The 19547-nt window shown below is 69.2% G+C and carries 11 protein-coding genes; 7 read left to right on the top strand and 4 right to left on the bottom strand.

Going from position 1 to position 19547, the window contains the following annotated elements:
* Positions 1–18: 18 nt before the first annotated feature.
* The 4 genes from AB0D14_RS19465 (at position 19) to AB0D14_RS19450 (ending at position 7747) form a co-directional block, all read left to right on the top strand.
* Positions 19–1308, top strand: coding sequence for a hypothetical protein (locus tag AB0D14_RS19465; protein ID WP_362780512.1), 1290 nt, complete (start codon positions 19–21; stop codon positions 1306–1308).
* A 126-nt stretch (positions 1309–1434) separates the two neighbouring features.
* Positions 1435–2565: an amidase domain-containing protein gene (locus AB0D14_RS19460; protein WP_362780742.1), complete on the top strand. Its 1131-nt coding sequence runs from the start codon at positions 1435–1437 to the stop codon at positions 2563–2565.
* A 388-nt stretch (positions 2566–2953) separates the two neighbouring features.
* A complete protein-coding gene (locus AB0D14_RS19455; protein WP_362780510.1) occupies positions 2954–6685 on the top strand; it encodes a S8 family serine peptidase in 3732 nt (1243 codons plus the stop codon).
* 60 nt (positions 6686–6745) lie between these two features.
* Positions 6746–7747, top strand: coding sequence for a helix-turn-helix domain-containing protein (locus tag AB0D14_RS19450; protein WP_362780508.1), 1002 nt, complete (start codon positions 6746–6748; stop codon positions 7745–7747).
* A gap of 122 nt (positions 7748–7869) precedes the next feature.
* Here the strand turns inward: AB0D14_RS19450 and acnA are convergent, their stop codons facing one another.
* The 4 genes from acnA to AB0D14_RS19430 form a co-directional block, all read right to left on the bottom strand.
* Positions 7870–10584, bottom strand: a complete 2715-nt coding sequence (gene acnA / locus AB0D14_RS19445) for an aconitate hydratase AcnA (RefSeq protein WP_362780506.1) — start codon at positions 10582–10584, stop codon at positions 7870–7872.
* Positions 10585–11387: 803 nt separating this feature from the next.
* Complete coding sequence (locus AB0D14_RS19440; RefSeq protein WP_362780504.1) at positions 11388–12662, bottom strand: discoidin domain-containing protein; 1275 nt, start codon at positions 12660–12662, stop codon at positions 11388–11390.
* A 173-nt stretch (positions 12663–12835) separates the two neighbouring features.
* On the bottom strand, positions 12836–14266 hold the full coding sequence (locus AB0D14_RS19435; protein ID WP_362780502.1) for a PHB depolymerase family esterase: 1431 nt from the start codon (positions 14264–14266) through the stop codon (positions 12836–12838).
* A gap of 172 nt (positions 14267–14438) precedes the next feature.
* Positions 14439–15914 carry a citrate:proton symporter gene (locus tag AB0D14_RS19430; protein ID WP_362780500.1) on the bottom strand — a complete coding sequence of 492 codons (1476 nt, stop codon included), beginning with the start codon at positions 15912–15914 and terminating at the stop codon, positions 14439–14441.
* A gap of 189 nt (positions 15915–16103) precedes the next feature.
* Here AB0D14_RS19430 and AB0D14_RS19425 point away from each other — a divergent pair, with 189 nt between their 5' ends.
* The 3 genes from AB0D14_RS19425 to AB0D14_RS19415 all read left to right on the top strand — a co-directional run bounded on the left by AB0D14_RS19425 (position 16104) and on the right by AB0D14_RS19415 (position 19505).
* Positions 16104–17030 carry a LysR family transcriptional regulator gene (locus AB0D14_RS19425; protein ID WP_362780499.1) on the top strand — a complete coding sequence of 309 codons (927 nt, stop codon included), beginning with the start codon at positions 16104–16106 and terminating at the stop codon, positions 17028–17030.
* Between the two features lie 290 nt (positions 17031–17320).
* Positions 17321–18538, top strand: a complete 1218-nt coding sequence (locus AB0D14_RS19420) for a CoA transferase (RefSeq protein ID WP_362780497.1) — start codon at positions 17321–17323, stop codon at positions 18536–18538.
* Positions 18528–19505 (top strand): CoA ester lyase, encoded by a 978-nt coding sequence (locus AB0D14_RS19415; RefSeq protein WP_362780495.1) that lies wholly within the window; start codon positions 18528–18530, stop codon positions 19503–19505. The genes AB0D14_RS19420 and AB0D14_RS19415 overlap by 11 nt, the downstream gene beginning before the upstream one ends.
* Positions 19506–19547: the final 42 nt, after the last annotated feature.

The raw sequence follows: 19547 nt of genomic DNA, 5'->3' as shown, positions 1-19547 counted from the left end.
TCGCGGAATGAGCCGTACATGAACCCTGGCAGCAAGCCGCACAAGGGCCGCCGTCGCAAAGCGCGCCCGCCGCGCCGTCGCACCGCCAGCCCGCAGTTCCTGACCCTGGCCGCACTCCTCGTGGTCGCTTCGCTGACCGGCGGCTACCTGGTGCTGAACCGTTCGGCCGACACCGCGCCGACCGCCTCCTCGACCGGCAGCGGGAACACCAGGGGGTCCGCAAAGAAGGAGCCTGTGTGGGACGGCAAGACCAAGGTCATCGGGGACGGTTCCACCTCCTACACCGGCCCGCAGAAGGGGCGACTGAAGGCGGTACCGCTCAAGAAGGGTGAGAAACCGCCGCAGTTTGTCGTCTTCTCCTGGGACGGCGCGCTCGCTGGCGACGACAACCTCTTCGAGCACTACCGGCAGATGGCGAAGAAGTACGACGCCCGCATGACGTTCTTCCTGACCGGCATCTACCTGCTGCCCAAAGCGAAGCGGGACCTCTACGACCCGCCCCGGCGCGACAAGGGCGCCGCCGCGATCAGCTACCCCACCGACGAGCACATCCGCACCACGCTCGACGAGCTGGGCAAGGCATGGAAGGAGGGCAACGAGATAGGCACCCACTTCAACGGACACTTCTGCGGCCCGAAGGGCGGCGGCGACTGGAGTGTCGCGGAGTGGAAGCAGGAGATCAAGGAGTTCAACGGCTTCCTCACGAACTGGAAGACCAACACCGGAAACACCCGCCTCGACCCGCTGCCCTTCACCCTCGACGCGGTCAAGGGCGGCCGGGCCCCCTGCCTGGAGGGCCAGGACAACCTGCTGAAGGCCGTCAAGGACTTCGGCTACCGCTACGACGCCAGCTCGCCGGGCGCCTTCCAGGTCTGGCCCGGAAAGAAGAACGGCATCTGGGACTTCCCGCTCCAGCTGCTCCCGTACGACGACAAGTACCAGGCGCTGTCGATGGACTTCAACTTCCTCCACAACCAGTCCCACGGCTCCCCCGAGGGTGACCCCGCCATGTACCCGACGTGGCAGCAGAAGACCATCGGCACGTACTTGGCCGGTTTCAACCGCGTGTACTACGGCAGCCGGGCACCCCTGCTCATCGGCAACCACTTCGAGCAGTGGAACGGCGGCATCTACATGAACGCCGTCGACGAGATGGTCAAAACCGTGTGCGTGAAGAAGGACGTCAAGTGCGTGTCCTTCGACGAACTGGCCGACTGGTTGGACGTCCAGTCGTCGCAGACCCTGGCCAACCTGCGCGGACTCGACCCCGCCCAGGCACCGGCCGACTGGGCATCGGTCGTGAAATAGCCGCCAAGTCACCCACGTTGCGCACTTGTTACGCCCCTGACCTCAGTCCTTTTGAGGAGATCATGTAAAGATTCGTTCCCGGGTACGACCAACTCGGTGTCAAGGAGATTTTCAGTGAGATCAAGGATGTTGAGCCTCGCGGGCTCGACTCTCACGGCAGCCGTGGTGGCCTCCGCGCTGCTGCCCGTCGCCGCTGCGAACGCCGCCGCGTCGACGCCCAAGGTCACCAAGGCGACCAAGGATGCCTTCGGCCGCGTCGCGGACAACATGCTGACCGACCGCACGGCCGTGCTGCTCGGCAGCAAGGCCGCCCGCACGTCGCTCAGGCCCACCGGCGGCGTCAGCCTGTCGGCCGGCCAGAAGAACGCGGAGGACGGCAAGCTGGCCGCCCTGAAGGGCACCAAGTCCCGCCTCGCCGCCCTGGGTGAGGCCTATACGTCGGCCGACACCAAGGTCACCGTCGACAGCACCGAGGTCAAGGGCAAGAAGGCCCTGGTCGAGGTCACCGAGCAAACGACCCTCAAGTACAAGAAGATACGTGGCGACGAGCCTGCCTCCACAGGATTCGACGCGCACCACGTGCTGACCTTCACCGCCGCGGCGGACGGTACGTGGCAACTGACCGCCATGCGTTCCACCGACGGCGGTGCCTCGCGCATCAACGACCCGGTGGCCCCGGCGGCGGACGCCAGGCTGAGCCGTACCACGAGGGCCGTCCACCAGGCGCCGAAGGCGGGCACAAGCCTGCCCTCCCCCGCCGCGCCGAAGACGCTCACCGGCGGCACGTACAACTACCAGGCGATGGCGTCGTACACAGAGAAGTACTGGAAGAACTACAACACGGCGTACCGCAAATACAACGCGGTGGGCGGCGACTGCACCAACTACCTCAGCCAGGGTCTCCTGGCGGGCGGCTGGAAGCAGATCTCCACGGTCACACCCGAGGAGTACGACACCTGGTACTACGCCTCGAACGGTACGGCCGACGCCTGGATCGGCGTCGACGAGTGGTCCTGGTTCACCCAGACCGCCAAGCGCACCACACCGCTCGCGAACGTCTACCAGATGGACATCGGTGACGTACTGCAGATCGACTTCAACAGGGACGGGTCCAAGGACCACTCCATGATGACGACCTACCGCAGCGCCAGCGGCGTCCCGTATCTGACGTACCACGACGTGGACACCTACCGTCGTTCGATCGCGAGCATCATCGCCTCGTACCCGAACTCGGACTACTTCGCGTACCGCACCTGAGCCACGGGGCCTCCGCGCCTCAGCCGGCGCCCTTCCCGTCCGACGTGGAATCCGATGCGGATCCCGGCTCGGACTCGGAGAGGGCGTCGGCCCGTTCCAGCTTCGCCATCCCCACACCGGCCTTGCGCCGCATCTTGCGCCCGACTCCTCCGGATGGCGGGCCCGCCCGTACGGGCTGTCGTGCGGCAGGGTGGCCCAGGTGGCCCAGAGCTTGCCGCCCGGGTCGGGGACGCGACTCGGCCGTCAACTGCCCTGACCGAAAGGGGCATTGGCACTCCCCGGCCACGTGAATCCCTTGAGTCTCTCGCCACACGGCATTCACCCTGATCACTGGCTTCCGCTCACCAGGCCGGAAGCGTTGTCAGCGTTCAGGGGAGGACCTCCACCCATGCGAAGACTCCAGGCCCTCTGGGCCGTGGCCGGAGCGGCCGGACTGCTCACCGGGGCGATCACGCCTGCGGCTGCGGGCTCCGGCACCCCGGTCACCATGCCCGACGCCACACGCGTGCAGAGCGCCGCCACAAGCGACGCGACGAACACCAGGGCCGGCGCCGGGACCGGCGCCGCGAACACACAGACCGTCACCCTCATCACCGGCGACACCGTGTCACTGACCGCGGGACCGGACGGCAAGAACGCCGTCGACGTCCGGCGCGGCAAGGGCCGTGAGGCCGCCACCTTCCTGTCCAGCGAACGGGACGGCGAGATCAGCGTCCTGCCGGCGGACGCCGTCCCGCTGCTGCGGGCGGGCCGCCTCGATCCTGCCCTGTTCAACATCACCCAGCTGGTGAAGCAGGGATACGCCGACGCCACGACCGGCACCACTCCGGTCATCGCCACGTACAGCAAGGGCAGCGCGACTCCCGACGGCGCGCGCCGCACGCTCACGCTGCCGGGCATCGACGGCGCCGCGCTGAGCGCGAAGAAGTCCACCGCTTTCTGGGCGGACGTCGCCCCCGCGCTCGGCACCGGAGCGACCTCGAAGGCCGCACGGCAGCTCGGCGACGGCATCGAGAAGATCTGGCTGGACGCCAAGGTGAAGGCGTCCCTCGACGTGAGCGTTCCGCAGATCGGCGCACCCGAGGTGTGGCAGGCGGGTTACGACGGCAAGGGCGTCAAGGTCGCGGTCCTGGACACGGGCGTGGACGCGGGACACCCGGATCTCGCGGGGAGGATCGCGGAGTCGCAGAGCTTCGTGCCGGACCAGGCGGTGCAGGACGGCCACGGCCACGGCACCCATGTGGCGTCCACGATCGTCGGCTCGGGCGCGGCATCGGAAGGAAAGCGCAAGGGAGTCGCTCCGGGCGCGGAGCTGCTGGTCGGCAAGGTGCTGAACAACGCCGGCAGCGGTCAGTCCTCGTGGATCATCGCGGGCATGGAGTGGGCGGCACGCTCCGGCGCGAAGATCGTGTCGATGTCGCTGGGCGGTACGGCGTCGGGCCCCTCCGACGCGCTCAGCGAGACCGTCGATGAGCTGTCCGCCTCCACGGGCGCTCTCTTCGTCATCGCGGCGGGCAACGCGGGCCCGTCCGAGCAGTCCATCGGCACCCCGGGCATCGCGGACTCGGCACTGACGGTGGGCGCGGTCGACAAGTCCGACAAGCTCGCCCCGTTCTCCAGCCGGGGTCCGCGCCTCGGTGATTCCGCGGTCAAGCCGGAGATCACCGCCCCGGGCGCGGCCATCACGGCGGCCCGCGCCTCGGGCACCTCCATGGGCACGCCCGTCGATGCCAACTACACGACGGCTGGCGGCACTTCGATGGCCACGCCGCACGTCTCGGGCGCGGCGGCACTGGTCGCGCAGGCCCATCCGGACTGGACGGGCCAGCAGATCAAGCAGGCCCTCGCCAGTACCGCGAAGACGAACGCCGACAACTCCGTGTTCGAGCAGGGCGACGGCAGGGTCGACGCCGTACGGGCGGTCCGGCAGGGTGTCTTCGCGACCCCGGCACTGAGCTTCGGCAAGTTCGAGGACGGCGACGCCGAGGTCGTCACCAAGAACATCACGTACACCAACACCACTGACACGGCGGTGGAGTTGAAGGTCACCTCATCGCTCGCCGAGGCCGTCCCGGGCGACGGAACGGTGACGGTTCCGGCCAAGGGCACCGCCACGGTCCCGGTCGGCGTCGACCCCGCGAAGGAGGCCCAGGGCCGGTACACGGGCCATGTCACGGCGACCGCCGCCGGCATCCAGGTCACCACGGGCGTCGGCTTCGAGAAGGCCCCGAAGACGTACGACCTCAAGGTCTCCCTCGTGGGCCGCGACGGCAAGCCGTCCACCGCGGCGTCGATCTACACGCTCCAGGAACTAAACGGCGCGTACCCCGACGAGTACGGCTTCCTCGGCACCGGCTGGACCTGGCAGGTTCCGGCCGGCACCTACTCGATCGCGACCTGGATCCCGGACCGCGACGCGGGCGGCACCGCCGTCGGCACCTCGATCGTGGGCAACCCCGAGATCAAGGTGAACGGGGACGCCGAGGTCGTCCTCGACGCCCGCAAGGCCGTCGAGATCAAGCCGAAGACCAAGCAGGACTCCGAGTTCCAGGGCTTCAGCACCAACTGGCACCGGGCCGGGCCGGGCAGCGCCTGGGGTCTGACGTACAGCCAGGGCTGGTGGACCGACCACGTCTACGTGGCGCCGACCGAGAAGGTCACCGAGGGAACCCTGGAGTTCTCCGCCAAGTTCCGTATGTTCGCGAAGGAGTTGACGGCGAGCGTCACCAGCCCGGAGAAGTCCGAGCTGTCCTCTCTCTACTACTCCCAGACGTACAACGACTTCCCGTTGAAGATCAGCGGTGACCGCAAGGTCCAGGCGGTGGACGCGGGCGGCGGTACCGAGGCCGACTTCGCGGGTCTCGACGTCAAGGGCAAGGTGGCGGTGGTCGGGGTCGGCGCCACGGAGCGGGCGCAGAGCGCTCTGGACAACGCGACCAAGGCCGGTGCGGGTTACCTCATCATGTACCGCAAGACCCCCGGTTTCTGGATCGAGGCCGTGGACCGCGCGACCACCGTCCCGCTGATGATCGCCACCGGCGAGGAGGGCGCCAGGCTCACCGGCCTGCTGCAGTCCGGCAAGCAGACCGGCAAGAAGGTCACGCTGAAGCTGGGCGGCACACCGGTCAGCCCGTACGTCTACAACCTGCTCGCCGCACAGAGCGGCGCCATCTCCGACAACCAGGCGTACGACCTGGACAAGTCCAACACGGTTAAGCGGACGGCCCGTTACCACGGAGCCACGGCCGGCGAGATGGGAGCGGACACCCTGTACACCTTCCGCCCCTGGCAGGCCTTCAGTATCGAGAACAGCAAGTACCTGGAGCTGGGCACGGAACGCGACGAGTACTACTACGTCGACCCCGACACCCGCACCCGGCACGTCGTCTATCCGAACTGGGACACGCTCAGGGGCCAGTGGAGCCCGCTGCGCACCTTCAGCAAGCCCGCCACGGAGCCCTCCGAGAACTGGCTGCGCCAGGTCGTCCGGCCCGGCACCAGCGAGGAGTACGGCCTCTCCGAACGCACCGGCGACAAACTCACCCTCTCGGTGGCGGAGTTGACCGACTCCACGCCGGGCCACTACGGATACATCGACGGCATCGACAGCACCGCGAAGGGCAAGCTCTACGCGGACGGGAAACTGGTCGGTGACTCGACGCTCGGCGGCTACGGCATCTTCGACGTGGCGGCGGACAACGCCTCGTACCGCTTCGAGCTGGACGTACAGCGCCGAGCGGCCTGGGCGAAGTACTCCACGAGCACGCACACCGAGTGGACCTTCGCCTCGGCGCACACCGCCGCCGAGACGGCGCTGCCCCTGCTCACCGTCGGCATCGCCCCGAAGGGTCTCGACCTCCTCAACCGGGCCAGGAGCGGGAAGGAACTGGAGATCGGGCTGCCGGTGGCGAACCAACTGGGAAGCGTCCGGGCGAGCACCCTCAAGGCATGGGCCTCCTACGACGACGGCACGTCCTGGAAGGAGGCGAAGGTCAAGGACGGCAAGGCGCGGGTCAAGCCCGCGAAGGGCGCCGAGTCGGTGTCGCTGCGGGTGCGGGCCACCGACCGTGACGGCAACGGGATCGACCAGACCGTGCTGCGGGCCTTCGGCCTGAAGTAGCCACCCACCAGTCCGGCACGGTGTATCAGCCTTAACAAAGATCCTCTACCGTGCCGAGCCATGGCGAACACGGCATACGACACGGCACGACAGACCCCCGCCGCGAGCCCCTGGGCCGCGGTGGGGGTCTCCGTCTTCGACGAGCTGGTGTACCAGACGATCCTCAATCAGCCCGATGCCGGCGCGGCCGGCTGGGCCCTGCTGGCCGGCGCCTCCCCGGCGGGGCTGCGCGAGTCCTGCGACCGGCTGCTCACGCTGGGGCTTCTCCAACCCCCGGACTCCATGGGCGGGTTACGCGCGGTCGACCCGCGGGTGGCGATCCGCGCGCTGATCCGGCGGCGCGAGACGGAGTCCGAACTACTCGCCGCCACCGCCGAGGAGATGGCCAGCGCGTACGAGGCCGGGCTGCTCCGCGAGGAGCCCGCCCGGCTGGTCGAGGTCGTCTCGGGCGAGGGCGCCAACGCGGCGCGCCTGGAGGAGCTGTACGCACGCGCCGAGCACGAGGTGTGCCTCTTCGACACGCCACCGTATCTCGCTCCGCGCACCCCGCAGTTGGACCTCCAGTCCGACCTGCTCAGCCGGGGCATCGTCTATCGCGCGGTTTACGCGGCGACCGCCCTGGAGGACCCGGACGTCCTGCTGCACGCGTGGAAGATGGTCGAACTCGGTGAGCAGGCCCGGGTGTTGCCGTCGGTGCCGGTCAAGATGCTGGTGGTCGACGGACGCCGGGCGATGCTCCCGCTGACCACCTCGAAGACGGGTGGCTACTGCGCCGTCGTGGTACGGGACTCGGCGGTGACCGAAGCGCTGCAGAAACTCTTCGACCTGGCCTGGCAGCAGGCGACTCCGCTCGGCCAGACGGCCGACGACGGTGAACTGCCCGAGAGCGAACGGGTGTTGATCCGGCTGCTGGCGGCCGGAATGAAGGACGAGGCGGTGGCCCGCCATCTGGGGGTGAGCCTGCGAACCCTGCGGCGCCGGGTGAGCGAACTACAGGAACGACTGGGCGCGGCGAGCAGGTTCCAGCTGGGCGCACGGGCCTCTCAGCGAGGCTGGGTGTAGCGGAGGCCGGACGACACCGGTCACTCCGCGCACGGCGAAGGGCCGCACCCCCGGGCTCGGGGAGTGCGGCCCTCGACTGCCGTACCGACCGCCTACTTGCGGACCGCTTGCTCGCGGACCGCTTACTTGCGGATCAGGCTGCGCAGGACGTACTGGAGGATTCCGCCGTTGCGGTAGTAGTCCGCCTCGCCGGGGGTGTCGATGCGGACGACCGCGTCGAACTCGACGCCCGTGTCGGTGGTGACCTTCACCGTGCGCGGGGTGGTGCCGTTGTTCAGCTCCTCGATCCCTGCGAAGGAGAAGGCCTCCTCGCCGGTCAGGCCGAGGGTCTCGGCGGACTGGCCCTCCGGGTACTGGAGCGGGATGACACCCATGCCGATCAGGTTCGAGCGGTGGATGCGCTCGTACGACTCGGCGATGACGGCCTTGACACCGAGCAGTGAGGTGCCCTTGGCGGCCCAGTCGCGGGACGAGCCCGAGCCGTACTCCTTGCCGGCCAGGATGACCAGCGGGGTGCCCTGCTCGATGTAGTTGCGCGAGGCGTCGTAGATGAACGACACCGGAGCGTCCGGCTGGGTGAAGTCGCGGGTGTAGCCGCCCTCGGTGCCCGGCGCGATCTGGTTGCGCAGGCGGATGTTGGCGAACGTGCCGCGGATCATGACCTCGTGGTTGCCGCGGCGCGAGCCGTAGGAGTTGAAGTCACGTCGCTCGATGCCGTGCTCGGTCAGGTACTTGCCCGCCGGGGTGTCGGCCTTGATCGCGCCGGCCGGGGAGATGTGGTCGGTGGTGACCGAGTCGCCCAGCTTGGCCAGGACACGGGCACCGCTGATGTCGGCGACCGGGGACGGCTCGTGCGCCATGCCCTCGAAGTACGGGGGCTTACGGACGTACGTCGACTCCGCGTCCCACTCGAAGGTGTCGCCGGTGGGGATCGACAGTGCCTGCCACTGGGCGTCGCCCGCGAAGACGTCCTGGTAGGACTTGTTGAACATGTCCTCGCCGATGGCGTTCGCGACGACGTCGTTGACCTCGGCCTCGGTCGGCCAGATGTCGGCCAGGTAGACCGGCTTGCCCTCGGTGTCGGTGCCCAGCGAGTCCTTGGTGATGTCCACCTTCATGGACCCGGCGAGGGCGTACGCGACGACCAGCGGCGGGGAGGCCAGGTAGTTCATCTTGACGTCGGGGTTGATCCGGCCCTCGAAGTTGCGGTTTCCGGAGAGGACCGAGGTGACCGCGAGGTCGTGGTCGTTGACGGCCTTGGAGACCTCGTCCGGCAGCGGGCCGGAGTTGCCGATGCAGGTGGTGCAGCCGTAGCCGACGAGGTTGAAGCCGACCTTGTCGAGGTAGGGGGTGAGCCCCGCCTTGTCGAAGTAGTCGGTGACGACCTTGGAGCCGGGCGCGAGGGTGGTCTTGACCCAGGGCTTGCGCGTAAGCCCCTTCTCCACGGCCTTCTTCGCGACGAGCGCGGCGGCGACCATGACGTACGGGTTCGAGGTGTTGGTGCAGGAGGTGATGGCCGCGACCGTCACCGCGCCGTGGTCGATCTCGTACGTCGAGCCGTCGGGGGCCGTGACGGTGGTGGGACGGCTCGGTACGCCGTTGCTGGTGGCCGGGGCGTCGGAGGCCGGGAAGGACTCGACACCGGCCTCGTCCGCGGTGTCCACGTAGTTGCGGACGTCCTGCGCGAACTGCTGCGAGGCGTTGGCGAGGATGATCCGGTCCTGCGGGCGCTTCGGGCCTGCGATCGACGGAACGACCGTCGACAGGTCCAGCTCCAGCTTCTCGGAGAAGTCGGGCTCGGCGGCCGGGTCGAGCCAGAGGCCCTGCTCCTTGGCGTACGCCTCGACGAGCGCGACCTGCTGGGCGTCGCGGCCGGTCAGGCGCAGGTACTTCAGGGTCTCGTCGTCGATCGGGAAGATCGCGGCGGTGGAACCGAACTCCGGCGACATGTTGCCGATGGTGGCGCGGTTGGCGAGGCTCGTGGCCGACACGCCCTCGCCGTAGAACTCGACGAACTTGCCGACGACACCGTGCTTGCGGAGCATCTCGGTGATCGTGAGCACCAGGTCGGTTGCGGTGGTGCCGGCCGGCAGCTCGCCGGTCAGCTTGAAGCCGACGACGCGCGGGATGAGCATGGAGACCGGCTGGCCGAGCATCGCGGCCTCGGCCTCGATACCGCCGACGCCCCAGCCGAGTACACCGAGTCCGTTGACCATGGTGGTGTGCGAGTCGGTGCCGACCAGCGTGTCGGGGTACGCCTGTCCGTTACGGACCATGACCGTACGGGCCAGGTGCTCGATGTTCACCTGGTGGACGATGCCGGTGCCCGGCGGGACGACCTTGAACTCGTCGAAGGCGGTCTGGCCCCAGCGCAGGAACTGGTAGCGCTCCTTGTTGCGGCCGTACTCCAGCTCGACGTTCTGCGCGAAGGCCTCGTTGGTGCCGAACTTGTCGGCGATGACGGAGTGGTCGATGACCAGCTCGGCCGGGGCCAGCGGGTTGATCTTCGCCGGGTCGCCGCCGAGCTCCTTCACGGCCTCGCGCATGGTGGCGAGGTCCACGACACAGGGCACACCCGTGAAGTCCTGCATGATCACGCGGGCCGGCGTGAACTGGATCTCCTGGCTGGGCTGGGCCTGCGAGTCCCATCCGCCGATGGCACGGATGTGGTCGGCGGTGATGTTCGCGCCGTCCTCGGTACGGAGCAGGTTCTCCAGCAGGACCTTGAGGCTGTACGGAAGGCGGGCCGAGCCTTCCACCTTGTCCAGCCGGAAGATCTCGTACGACTCGTCGCCCACGCTGAGCGTGCTACGGGCGTCGAAGCTGTTCGCCGACACGACAGTCTCCTTCATTCATGTACGCGTACCACCGCATCCTGCCGCCATGCCCTCTTGGCCGATCCGCTAAGGTCAGGCTAAGTTAGGTAACCCTTACCGTTCACTTACCGGTCCGGGCGGCTGCGGCACGCCTCGGCAGATATCTCGATGTCGAGATAACTCTAGTACATGACCGGCGGAGGGTCATGTCCGGAGGGTGCTGTCCGCTCTCCTCCAGTCGAGGCGTTCCCTCATCGAACCCAGTGATTCGGCCTTCCGTCTCAGCAGACCCGGCCGTGCGGACGGACACACTGGGGCTGGGTGGCTGTACCCGTTGCATCGGATCGTGCGGAGACTTACGTGGAGCTGTCGTACGCAACTGCTGTAGGCATGCGGCGACGGCCCGCTGCTGGACTGCGTGACGGCCCGCTTCGAGGACACACCGCCCGTACGGCCGCTTCGGTGGTCGCGGTGAGCGCCACCCGGGAAGCCCGGATCGCGGGCCGCTTCCCCCTCCTCCCTGCCTTCTTCCGAGCGCTGCCGCGAGAAGGCCCGCCGACGCCGCACGCAGGACGGTATGCGCCACCACGAGCCCCGTGGCCGGCGCGGTCCCCGCGCCGGTCGGAGCGCCCGCCTCGCCGCCGCGTCCCGCCGCGCCGGCACGCCCCGTGTCGGCGTGACGGTCGACGCGACGGGGACGCTCCAGGACGGCCGCCCCGGCGTACGCCTCTCGGTGGCCGGCAACGGGGACCGGTACGGCGACGGCCTCGCAGCGGACACGACGTGGGTGTCACCCCTGTGGTCGGAGTGGCGGCTGTGTCCGGTCAGAACTGGCAGGTGTCCGTCCAGCGCGTGACCAGGGAGGTGTTGTTCTTGTCGGCGTCACGTGCGGGACCGCACAGGAACGGCCCGAAGCGGGTGTCGGCACGCAGCCAGAAGCTGAGGAACGACACGATCCACTTGCCCTGTTTGGCCTTGTTGCCGTAGCCCGTCATGGGGCACAGGTGGTCGCCCGGAACTTCGACGTAGAGCTTCTCGGCCTGGGACATGGAGTTGTACCAGGGCACCGCGTAGGTGTCGCCGTTGGCGACGGGGTCGCTCTCACAGGTCAGGAAGAACGTGGGGTCGGTGACTGCGGAGAAGTCCGCGTTCGGGTAGTACGGGGCCGTGGGCACGCCCGCCCGGAAGCGCGGGTCGTCCCGCAGGGCCGCCATGACGCCACCGCCTCCCATTGAGTGACCGACCGCGCCGAGCGTGCCGTTGACCTTGCCCGATACCGGGTTGCCTGTGGTGTTGCCGAGCGCGAGCAACTGGGTGCCCGCGGCGCTGATCTGGCGGCCACGCGACGCGGGATCGTCGGTGAGTGTGTTGGTCCCGACGTTGATGACGACGAAGCCCCAGGAGGCGAGGCGGGGTGCGAGCCACCGCAGGTTCTCCTGGGTGCCCTGATAGCCCGGCATCAGTACGACGCCCGGGTACGGGCCACCGGTCGTCGGATACGTGACCGTGCCGGAGCCGTATCCGCTCGGACCGGGAACGGTGTAGGCCGCGGTGGTCAGCGGCCCGTCGGTGGCCTCGACGGAAGCGGTCGTCGGGTCCGGGATGCCGCCCCCGGGAGGGGTGGCGCCACCGGAGCCGTACACCTGGAACTCCCACAGCGAGTAGCCGTAGGCGGTGCCGCGCTGGGTGCCCTGGACGCGGACGTACCGGCCGCTGCCGTTCACGTCGAGGGTCTGCACGCCGCCGGCGCTCGTCGTGGTCGAGTAGACGGTGGTCCAGGCTGTGCCGTTGTCCGAGGTCTGGATCCGGTACGCGCGGCCGTACCCGGCTTCCCAGCGCAGCACCACCTGACTGATGGCGGCGGTGGCGCCCAGATCCACTCTCAGCCACTGTGGACCGCTGAACGTGCTCGACCAGCGCGTACGGGTGTCGCCGTCCACCGCAGCCGACGCGGGGGTGGACGCGTTCTCGGTGGACGAGGAGGTCGCGGGTTTGCCCTGGGACAGCAGGTCGGCGGCGGCTGTCGCGGGCGGGGCGGTGGCTGTCAACAGCGTCAGCGCCAGGCCGACGGTGGTTGCCAGTGCGATCAGTGCCGTCATGGCACGGGATCGGGTCCGTAACGGCACGGTCGTGCCGGTCGGACCGCTGGATGCCTTGGACGAACCGGATGAGCTGTTGGACGGACTGCTGGATGGGCTGGATGGATGCATTGATCTACCTCCGGAGAGCGGTGGGAGCGCGGTACCGGACAGTGAGAAGCCGCAACCGGCGGCTAACGGGACTGTTCGAAGAGCCAGTCGATGACCACGTCGTTCTCGTACGTCTGGGCCCATGCGAAGTGCGGGTTCACCGGTGTCGTTCCCGCCGTGTAGCTGGTGAACAGCACGTGACTGCGGGCGGCCGCGGCCTCCCGGAGAAGCGCCCGGGACCGTGCCTCGAACTGTGCCTTCGGCAGGTCGTTGGCCCATTCCCCCCGGCTGACCCGTGCGCCGGCGGTCTCCAGGGCGTTCATCAGTGTCCAGGTGCCGGGCTTGCCGAACCGGCCCTCCCGGTAGGGGACTACCGGGTCGTCGATGGAGTGGTCGGCCCAGATCGGAATGTGCGTGATCCTCTCCATGGTGGCCTGGTCGCCCCAGCCGGCCGTGGGCAGAGCGGCCGCGAACACGTCGGGGCGCTTCGCCAGCAGGCTGTAGATACCGCGCCCGCCCGAGGACAGGCCGACGACATAGAGCCGGTTCGTGTCCACGTTTCTGGAGTGCTCGCGTACGAAGGTGTCGATGAGCTCGCTCAGCGCGGCCTGGACCTTGGCATCGGTCCAGTCCGTGCCGTCGGGTCCGTCCATGGGACGGGGCAGGGGGATCTGCGGGGAGAGGACGAACGCGGGGTTGCGTCGCTGTCGTTCCGGCGTGGCGAACGTGACCGCGACCCGGTTGGAGGTGAGCTGGGTCATGTTGTTGTCTGCGACCTCGCCGCCGCCGTGCAGGGTGACGACGAGCGGGTAGCGCGTGGGCGTCCCGGGGCTGCGTACGCGGCCCGCGGGCCGGTACAGCCGGAAGTCCAGTTCGAATCCTGCGGAGTCGGTGAAGGAACCGGCGGTGAAGTCGTCGACCACGGGAGTGAGGGTGTCGCCGTTCCGGCTCGCGAACGGACCGGCCCTGAGGACCGGTTCGCCTCCCGGGGTGCGCACGTCCGCCACCTGCCTGACGGAGTACGCGCGGTCGAGCGGCAGCGGATCGGCGCCGGCGGCCCGCGCGTTGCGGTCGTTCGGGTCGAGTTCGACGATGAGGCGGTCTCCCGGCCGCCCGGGGCGGGGCCGGTCGTCCACTTCGGCGGTGGTGCTGGGATAGACCCGGGTCACCGTACGGGCCGCCGTCTGCCCGCCGACCGTGGCCCGCACCTCGAAGGCGGAGGGTGGGATCGTCCCACCGCGCAGGTCGATGCGATGCGAGTACTGGACGGCGACGGCTGTCACCAGCCAGTTGTTCCTCGGTGTCACCCGCGTGACGAGGTCCGTTCGCAGGACCGGATTGAAGGCCGGATCGAGGGCCGGATCGAGGGCCGGACCGAGTCCGGAGGCCGCTTGTCGTTCATCGGATGTGGCTGTCGTGGGGCCGACGGCCGCGGCGGCCGCCGTGCTCACGGCCGGCACCGTGACCGCACCCGCGGTGGCCGCGAGCACCGTACGTCTGGTGATCCGTCTCATGGGTTGATCCCTCTCATGGGGCCTCGTATCCGTCGGCGGGGCACCCGGACCGGGCGCCCCCGTGCGTGGATCCGGTCGCCGGGCTCCCAGCTCCCGGCTTCCGGCTTCCGGCTTCCGGCTTCCGGCTTCCGGAAGGGGGTGTCGTGACACGTCGGGAAGTCACATTGGGAAGTCACAGGGGGAAGGCTCCGGTCGCCAGGGCGGCGGCGGTCATGACGAGGGTGGTGGCGAAGGCCCAGCGGAAGATGAAGCGCTGGTGTTCGCCGAGCGACACACCGCTCATGCCGACCAGGATGAACGTGGACGCGGTGAGCGGACTGAGCGGGAAACCCGTGGTCATCTGGCCGAGAATGGCGGCCCGGGCGACCTCGGCCGGGTCCGCGCCGAACCCGTGGCCGGTCTCGGCGAGCACGGGCAGCACCCCGAAGTAGTAGGCGTCCGGGGTGAAGACCAGGCTCAGCGGCATGCTGGTGACGGCGACCGCGACGGGCAGGTGCGCCCCGAAGGAGTCGGGGATGACGGAGACGAACGCCTCGGCCATCTCGTCGATCATCTTGGTGCCGCTGAGGATCCCGGTGAGGACGCCGGCCGCGAAGATCATCGTGGTGACCAGGACCACGCTCTTGGCGTGCTTGTCCAGCAGCGCCTGTTGCTGTTCCCAGGTGGGGTGGTTGACCAGCACCGCGATCGCGAACCCGAGGATGAACAGCACGGGAAGCGGCAGCACTTCCTGGATCAGGCAGACCACGAGAGCGACGGTGAGTAGGAGATTGAAGACCTGCAGCCAGGTCCGCGGCAGCGGCGGGACCCGGACGGTGCCAGGTCCGTCCCCGGCCGGCCGGAGAGTCTGACGCTCCTGCCCGTCGGCCGTCGTGGGAGGGGCCTGCCGACTCGGCTCGTCTGCCGCGACAGTCGTCGAGGCGCCGGGTTCGCGGCCGACGGCTGCCGCGGCACTCGTCGAAGCGCCGGGCTCAGGGGCGTCCCGCTTGTCCTCGCCCTTGCGCATGTCTGTGACCGGGTCCTGCGGGGACAGCGTGCCGAGACGGTTGCGCTCCCGGCGGCCGAGCAGGTACGAGGCCACCAGGACCCAGGCGATACCGAAGCCCATCGCGGGCAACACGGGGGTGAAGACCTCGGAACTGTCCAGCTTCAGCGCCGCCATGGCGCGTACGGTCGGGCCGCCCCAGGGGAGCATGTTCATCACGCCCGCGCCCAGGCAGACCACCCCGGACAGCACCAGGGGGTTCATGCCGAGTCTCTTGTAGAGCGGCAGCAGCGCGGAGACGGTGATGAGGAAGGTGGAGGCGCCGTCGCCGTCCAGGGACACGCACAGTGTGAGGACGGCCGTGGCGACGGTGATCCGCAACGGGTCGCCCCGCGCCACGCGCAACAGGCCGCGTATCAGGGGGTCGAAGAGCCCGGCGTCCACCATCAGGCTGAAGTACAGGACCGCGAAGGCGATCATGATCCCGGTGGGGGCCACCTGGGACAGCCCGCCGAGAATCAGTTCACCCAGATCGTTCGCGAAGCCACCGATGAGTGCCGCCAGCACCGGAAGCAGGATCAGAGCGACCAGGACCGAGGCGCGTTTGGTCATGGTGAGCAGCAGTAGGGCGGCGATCGTGGCGAAGCCCAGGGCTGCCAGCATGGCGGCGCTCGCTTTCTTGTTCTTGAAGGACGGCCCTCGGCGGTGGTGGGCAGGAAGACCGAGCCGAACGGGCCGAGGTGTTACGCGAGAGTTTCGAAGCACGAGGCGATCGGTGTCCAGCATCAAACCGAGATCTGTCCATGCGTTAAGCGCATCAATTCGAGCGGGCGCGCCCTATGCTCGTCGGCCATGGAGACCACCACCTTGCGTCAACTGGCGGCGTACTCGGCCGTGGCCAGGGCCGCGAGCTTCACCGCGGCCGCCGCGGAGATGCACGTGTCCCAGTCCTCTCTCAGCCGCGCGGTCGCGGACCTGGAGCGCCTGCTCGGCGTTCAGCTTCTGGAACGGGACACCCGCAATGTGCAGTTGACCGCGGCGGGCGTCGAGGCACTGCGTATCGCCGAGCAGATCGTCACCTCCCACCGGGCGGGCATGAAGGAACTCAGGCGGTTTCTGCAGGGCGAGTCGGGAACGGTCGCCGTGGCCACCCTTCCCTCGGTTGCCGCGGTGCTGCTGCCACAGGTGATCTCCGACTTCCGCGAGCGGCGGCCGGAGGTGTCGGTACGCCTCCTCGACGGCCTGGAGCGGCTGGTACTGGACCGGGTCCTGTCCGGCGACGCCGACTTCGCGATCACCACCGTCGGGGACCCGCCGGAGCAGTTGGAGCACCGCCCCCTGGTGAGGGACCGCTTCGTCGCGGTGCTGCCGGAAAGCCACCCGCTCGCCGACCGCCAGGAGGTCGCCTGGGACGACCTGGCTCGTCAGCCGTTCCTCGCCGTCGGGCGGGATTCGAGCGTGCGCCGGCTCACCGATGCGGCGTTCGCCCAGATCGACGCGCATGCGGCACCGGCGGCCGAGGCGGGCAGTATCGCGACCGTGGGCGGACTGGTGACCGCAGGCCTCGGGGTGTCGGCGTTGCCCGCCCTCGTGCTCCCGCTGATGGGTGCCGGGCCCATCGTCTTCCGCCCACTGGTGGACCCCGTGGTGGACCGGCGCCTGGACATCGCGCTGCGCGCCCGGCGAACACTCCCGGCCGTGACGATGCGGTTCCTGGAGACGCTCGAAGAGTTCCGTGTCCGGGGCAGCGCTCTTCCTCCCGGGGTTTCGTGGGCATGAGGCCGCTTGAGGCGTGTGGGCCCTCAAGGCTCCACTCCCCCTGGCCGACCACCGTGTCTACGTGCCACCCTCCTGCCAATCCATGCGTTCTTCGCATGGATTCATGGCCTTCTGTTGCTCGACAAGCATCTATGCGTTCCTGCAACCTGGAGACCCGAACGGCGACGACCATGCGGCACCGCCACCGCCGCCCACGCGGCCGCGATCCAATGCGGTCAGGGTCCGACGCGCTCGGGGACCAACGCGGAACAGCAGGGGCAGCGGAACAGCAGGGGCAAGGGAGCGCATCGGTGTCGGACGACGAGCGGAACACCGCCGGACGCGGGCAGTTGACCGGCCTGAAGGTGGTCGAGTTCGCCCATGTGGTGGCCGGGCCGCTGGCGGGCTCGATGCTCGCCGACCAAGGGGCCGACGTCGTCCACGTAGAACCTCCCGGCGCCGGAGACGCTGCCCGCGCCATGGGGCCGCAACGTGACGGTATTCCCCTGTGGTTCAAGGTCTCCGGTCGCAACAAGCGCTCGGTCACCCTCGATCTGCACCACGAGGCCGGCCGGGCCGTCGCCCACCGGCTCGTCGCCTGGGCGGACGTCGTCATCGTCACCCTGCGCGCCGGACGCCTGCGCAGCTGGGAACTCGACTGGGACTCCGTGCACCGGATCAACCCCCGAGCCGTACTGCTGCAGATCTCCGGCTTCGGCGCCACCTCCTCGCAGGCGGACGCTCCTGGCTTCGGCAAGATGGGAGAGGCGCGCAGCGGAGTCGTCCACCTGACCGGTTTCCCGGACGGCCCGCCCGTCCACACCGGCTTCTCGCACGGCGACGCCGTGACCGGCCTGATGGGCGCCTACGCCATCCTCGCCGCTCTCCACCGCCGGGACCACGACCCCGATTTCGACGGCGAGTGGATCGACCTCGCTCTCTTCGAGTCCCTGTTCCGTCTCGTCGAGTGGCAGGTGATCGTCCACGACCAGCTGGGACGCGTACCCGAACGCTCCGGCAACCAGCTGGCGGTCGCCCCCGCGGCCGTGATCAACACCTACCGCTCCCGCGACGGCCAGTGGATCACGGTGACCTCGGCGACACTGCGTTCGGTCCGCAACATCGCCTGCCTGCTGGGCCTCCCCGAGGAGGACTTCGCCACGACGCAGCAACAGTACGACCGACGCGGGGAGCTGGACGAGGGCCTGCGGAACTGGGTGGCCGAGCGCGACACCGGCGAGTGCCTTGAGGGCTTCGCCCGTGCCGAGGTCGTGGCCTCACGGGTGTTCGACGCCGCGGACATCGCCGCCGACCCCGTGTACGCGGAACGCGAGGACATCGTCACGGTCGAGGACCCCGACCTCGGTCCGGTGCGTATGCAGGCGGTGATCCCGCACTTCCGGCAGCGGCCCGGCCGGGTGTGGCGGACGGGGCCCGCCCTCGGCCAGGACAACCACCTCGTCTACGGGCAGTGGCTCGGGCTCAGTGCGGACGAGCTGGCCGACCTGGAGACGAGCGATGTCATCTGAGACGCCTGTGGGAAAACCCGCCGAGGCGGACGCGAGAGCGGTCGACCGGCCGCCTCTGCGTTCCCTGCTCTTCGTCCCCGGCACCAGAACCGACTGGCTGCCGAAGGCCCGGGCGGCGGGCGCCGACGCGGTCGTCCTCGACCTGGAGGACGCGGTGCCCCCCTCCGCCAAGCCCGCCGCCCGGGCACAGGTGGCCGACGCCATCGCTGAGGCGGATAGGTCCGGTCATGCCGGTCATGCCGGACAGATGGCACTGTTCGTCCGGATCAACCCGCTGGACGGCTGGGCGGGGGCCGAGGAACTGCGTGCCGTCGTACGGCCCGGGCTCGCCGGTGTCGTGCTCCCCAAGGTCCGCTCCCCCCGGGACGTGAAGCTTGCCGACCGGCTGCTGGGCTGGTGCGAAGAGGAACAGGGCCTGTCGCCGGGCAGCGTCGCCCTGGTGCCGCTGCTGGAGACGGCCCGTGGCCTGCACAAGGCATACGACATCGCCCGAGCCGCCTCGCGCATCGCCTACATGGGCGCACTCACCGCTCCCGGCGGCGACGTGGAACGCGCCGTCGGCTACCGCTGGAGCCCGGAGGGAACCGAAACGGCGGCACTGCGCTCCCGCGTCCTGCTGGATGCCAGGGCAGCCGGAGTGCCGTGCCCGGTCAGCGGATTGTGGACACGCATCACCGACCTGACGGGGCTGCGCGCCTTCGCCGAACAGAACCGCTCCCTCGGCTACGAGGGGATGATGGCGATCCACCCTTCCCATGTCCCCGTGATCAACGAGGCGTTCTCTCCCGGCCCCGACGAACTCGCCCGCTGCGCGGACCTGATCGCGGCGGTCGAGGCGGCACAGCGGGACGGCACGGGCGCTGTGGCGTTCCGGGGTGAGATGGTCGACGAGGCCATGGCCGGCACGGCACGCCTCATTCTCGAACGGCACGGGGCGCTCGTTCGCGTGGCTGATTCGCGTGGCTGACGAACTCCCGCCACCCGGCCCGTGATCACATAACGCTGCCCG

Source organism: Streptomyces sp. NPDC048484 (genome assembly GCF_040651415.1).
Taxonomy (GTDB): Bacteria; Actinomycetota; Actinomycetes; order Streptomycetales; family Streptomycetaceae; genus Streptomyces.
This window is presented reverse-complemented; position numbering and strand designations above follow the sequence as displayed.

What these genes read in the sequence shown, in the direction of transcription:
- AB0D14_RS19465 (WP_362780512.1), top strand. Translation starts at nt 19, where the DNA reads ATGAACCCTGGCAGCAAGCCGCACAAGGGCCGCCGTCGCAAAGCGCGC.
- AB0D14_RS19460 (WP_362780742.1), top strand. Translation starts at nt 1,435, where the DNA reads ATGTTGAGCCTCGCGGGCTCGACTCTCACGGCAGCCGTGGTGGCCTCC.
- AB0D14_RS19455 (WP_362780510.1), top strand. Translation starts at nt 2,954, where the DNA reads ATGCGAAGACTCCAGGCCCTCTGGGCCGTGGCCGGAGCGGCCGGACTG.
- AB0D14_RS19450 (WP_362780508.1), top strand. Translation starts at nt 6,746, where the DNA reads ATGGCGAACACGGCATACGACACGGCACGACAGACCCCCGCCGCGAGC.
- AB0D14_RS19440 (WP_362780504.1), bottom strand. Translation starts at nt 12,662, where the DNA reads ATGACGGCACTGATCGCACTGGCAACCACCGTCGGCCTGGCGCTGACG.
- AB0D14_RS19435 (WP_362780502.1), bottom strand. Translation starts at nt 14,266, where the DNA reads ATGAGACGGATCACCAGACGTACGGTGCTCGCGGCCACCGCGGGTGCG.
- AB0D14_RS19430 (WP_362780500.1), bottom strand. Translation starts at nt 15,914, where the DNA reads ATGCTGGCAGCCCTGGGCTTCGCCACGATCGCCGCCCTACTGCTGCTC.
- AB0D14_RS19425 (WP_362780499.1), top strand. Translation starts at nt 16,104, where the DNA reads ATGGAGACCACCACCTTGCGTCAACTGGCGGCGTACTCGGCCGTGGCC.
- AB0D14_RS19415 (WP_362780495.1), top strand. Translation starts at nt 18,528, where the DNA reads ATGTCATCTGAGACGCCTGTGGGAAAACCCGCCGAGGCGGACGCGAGA.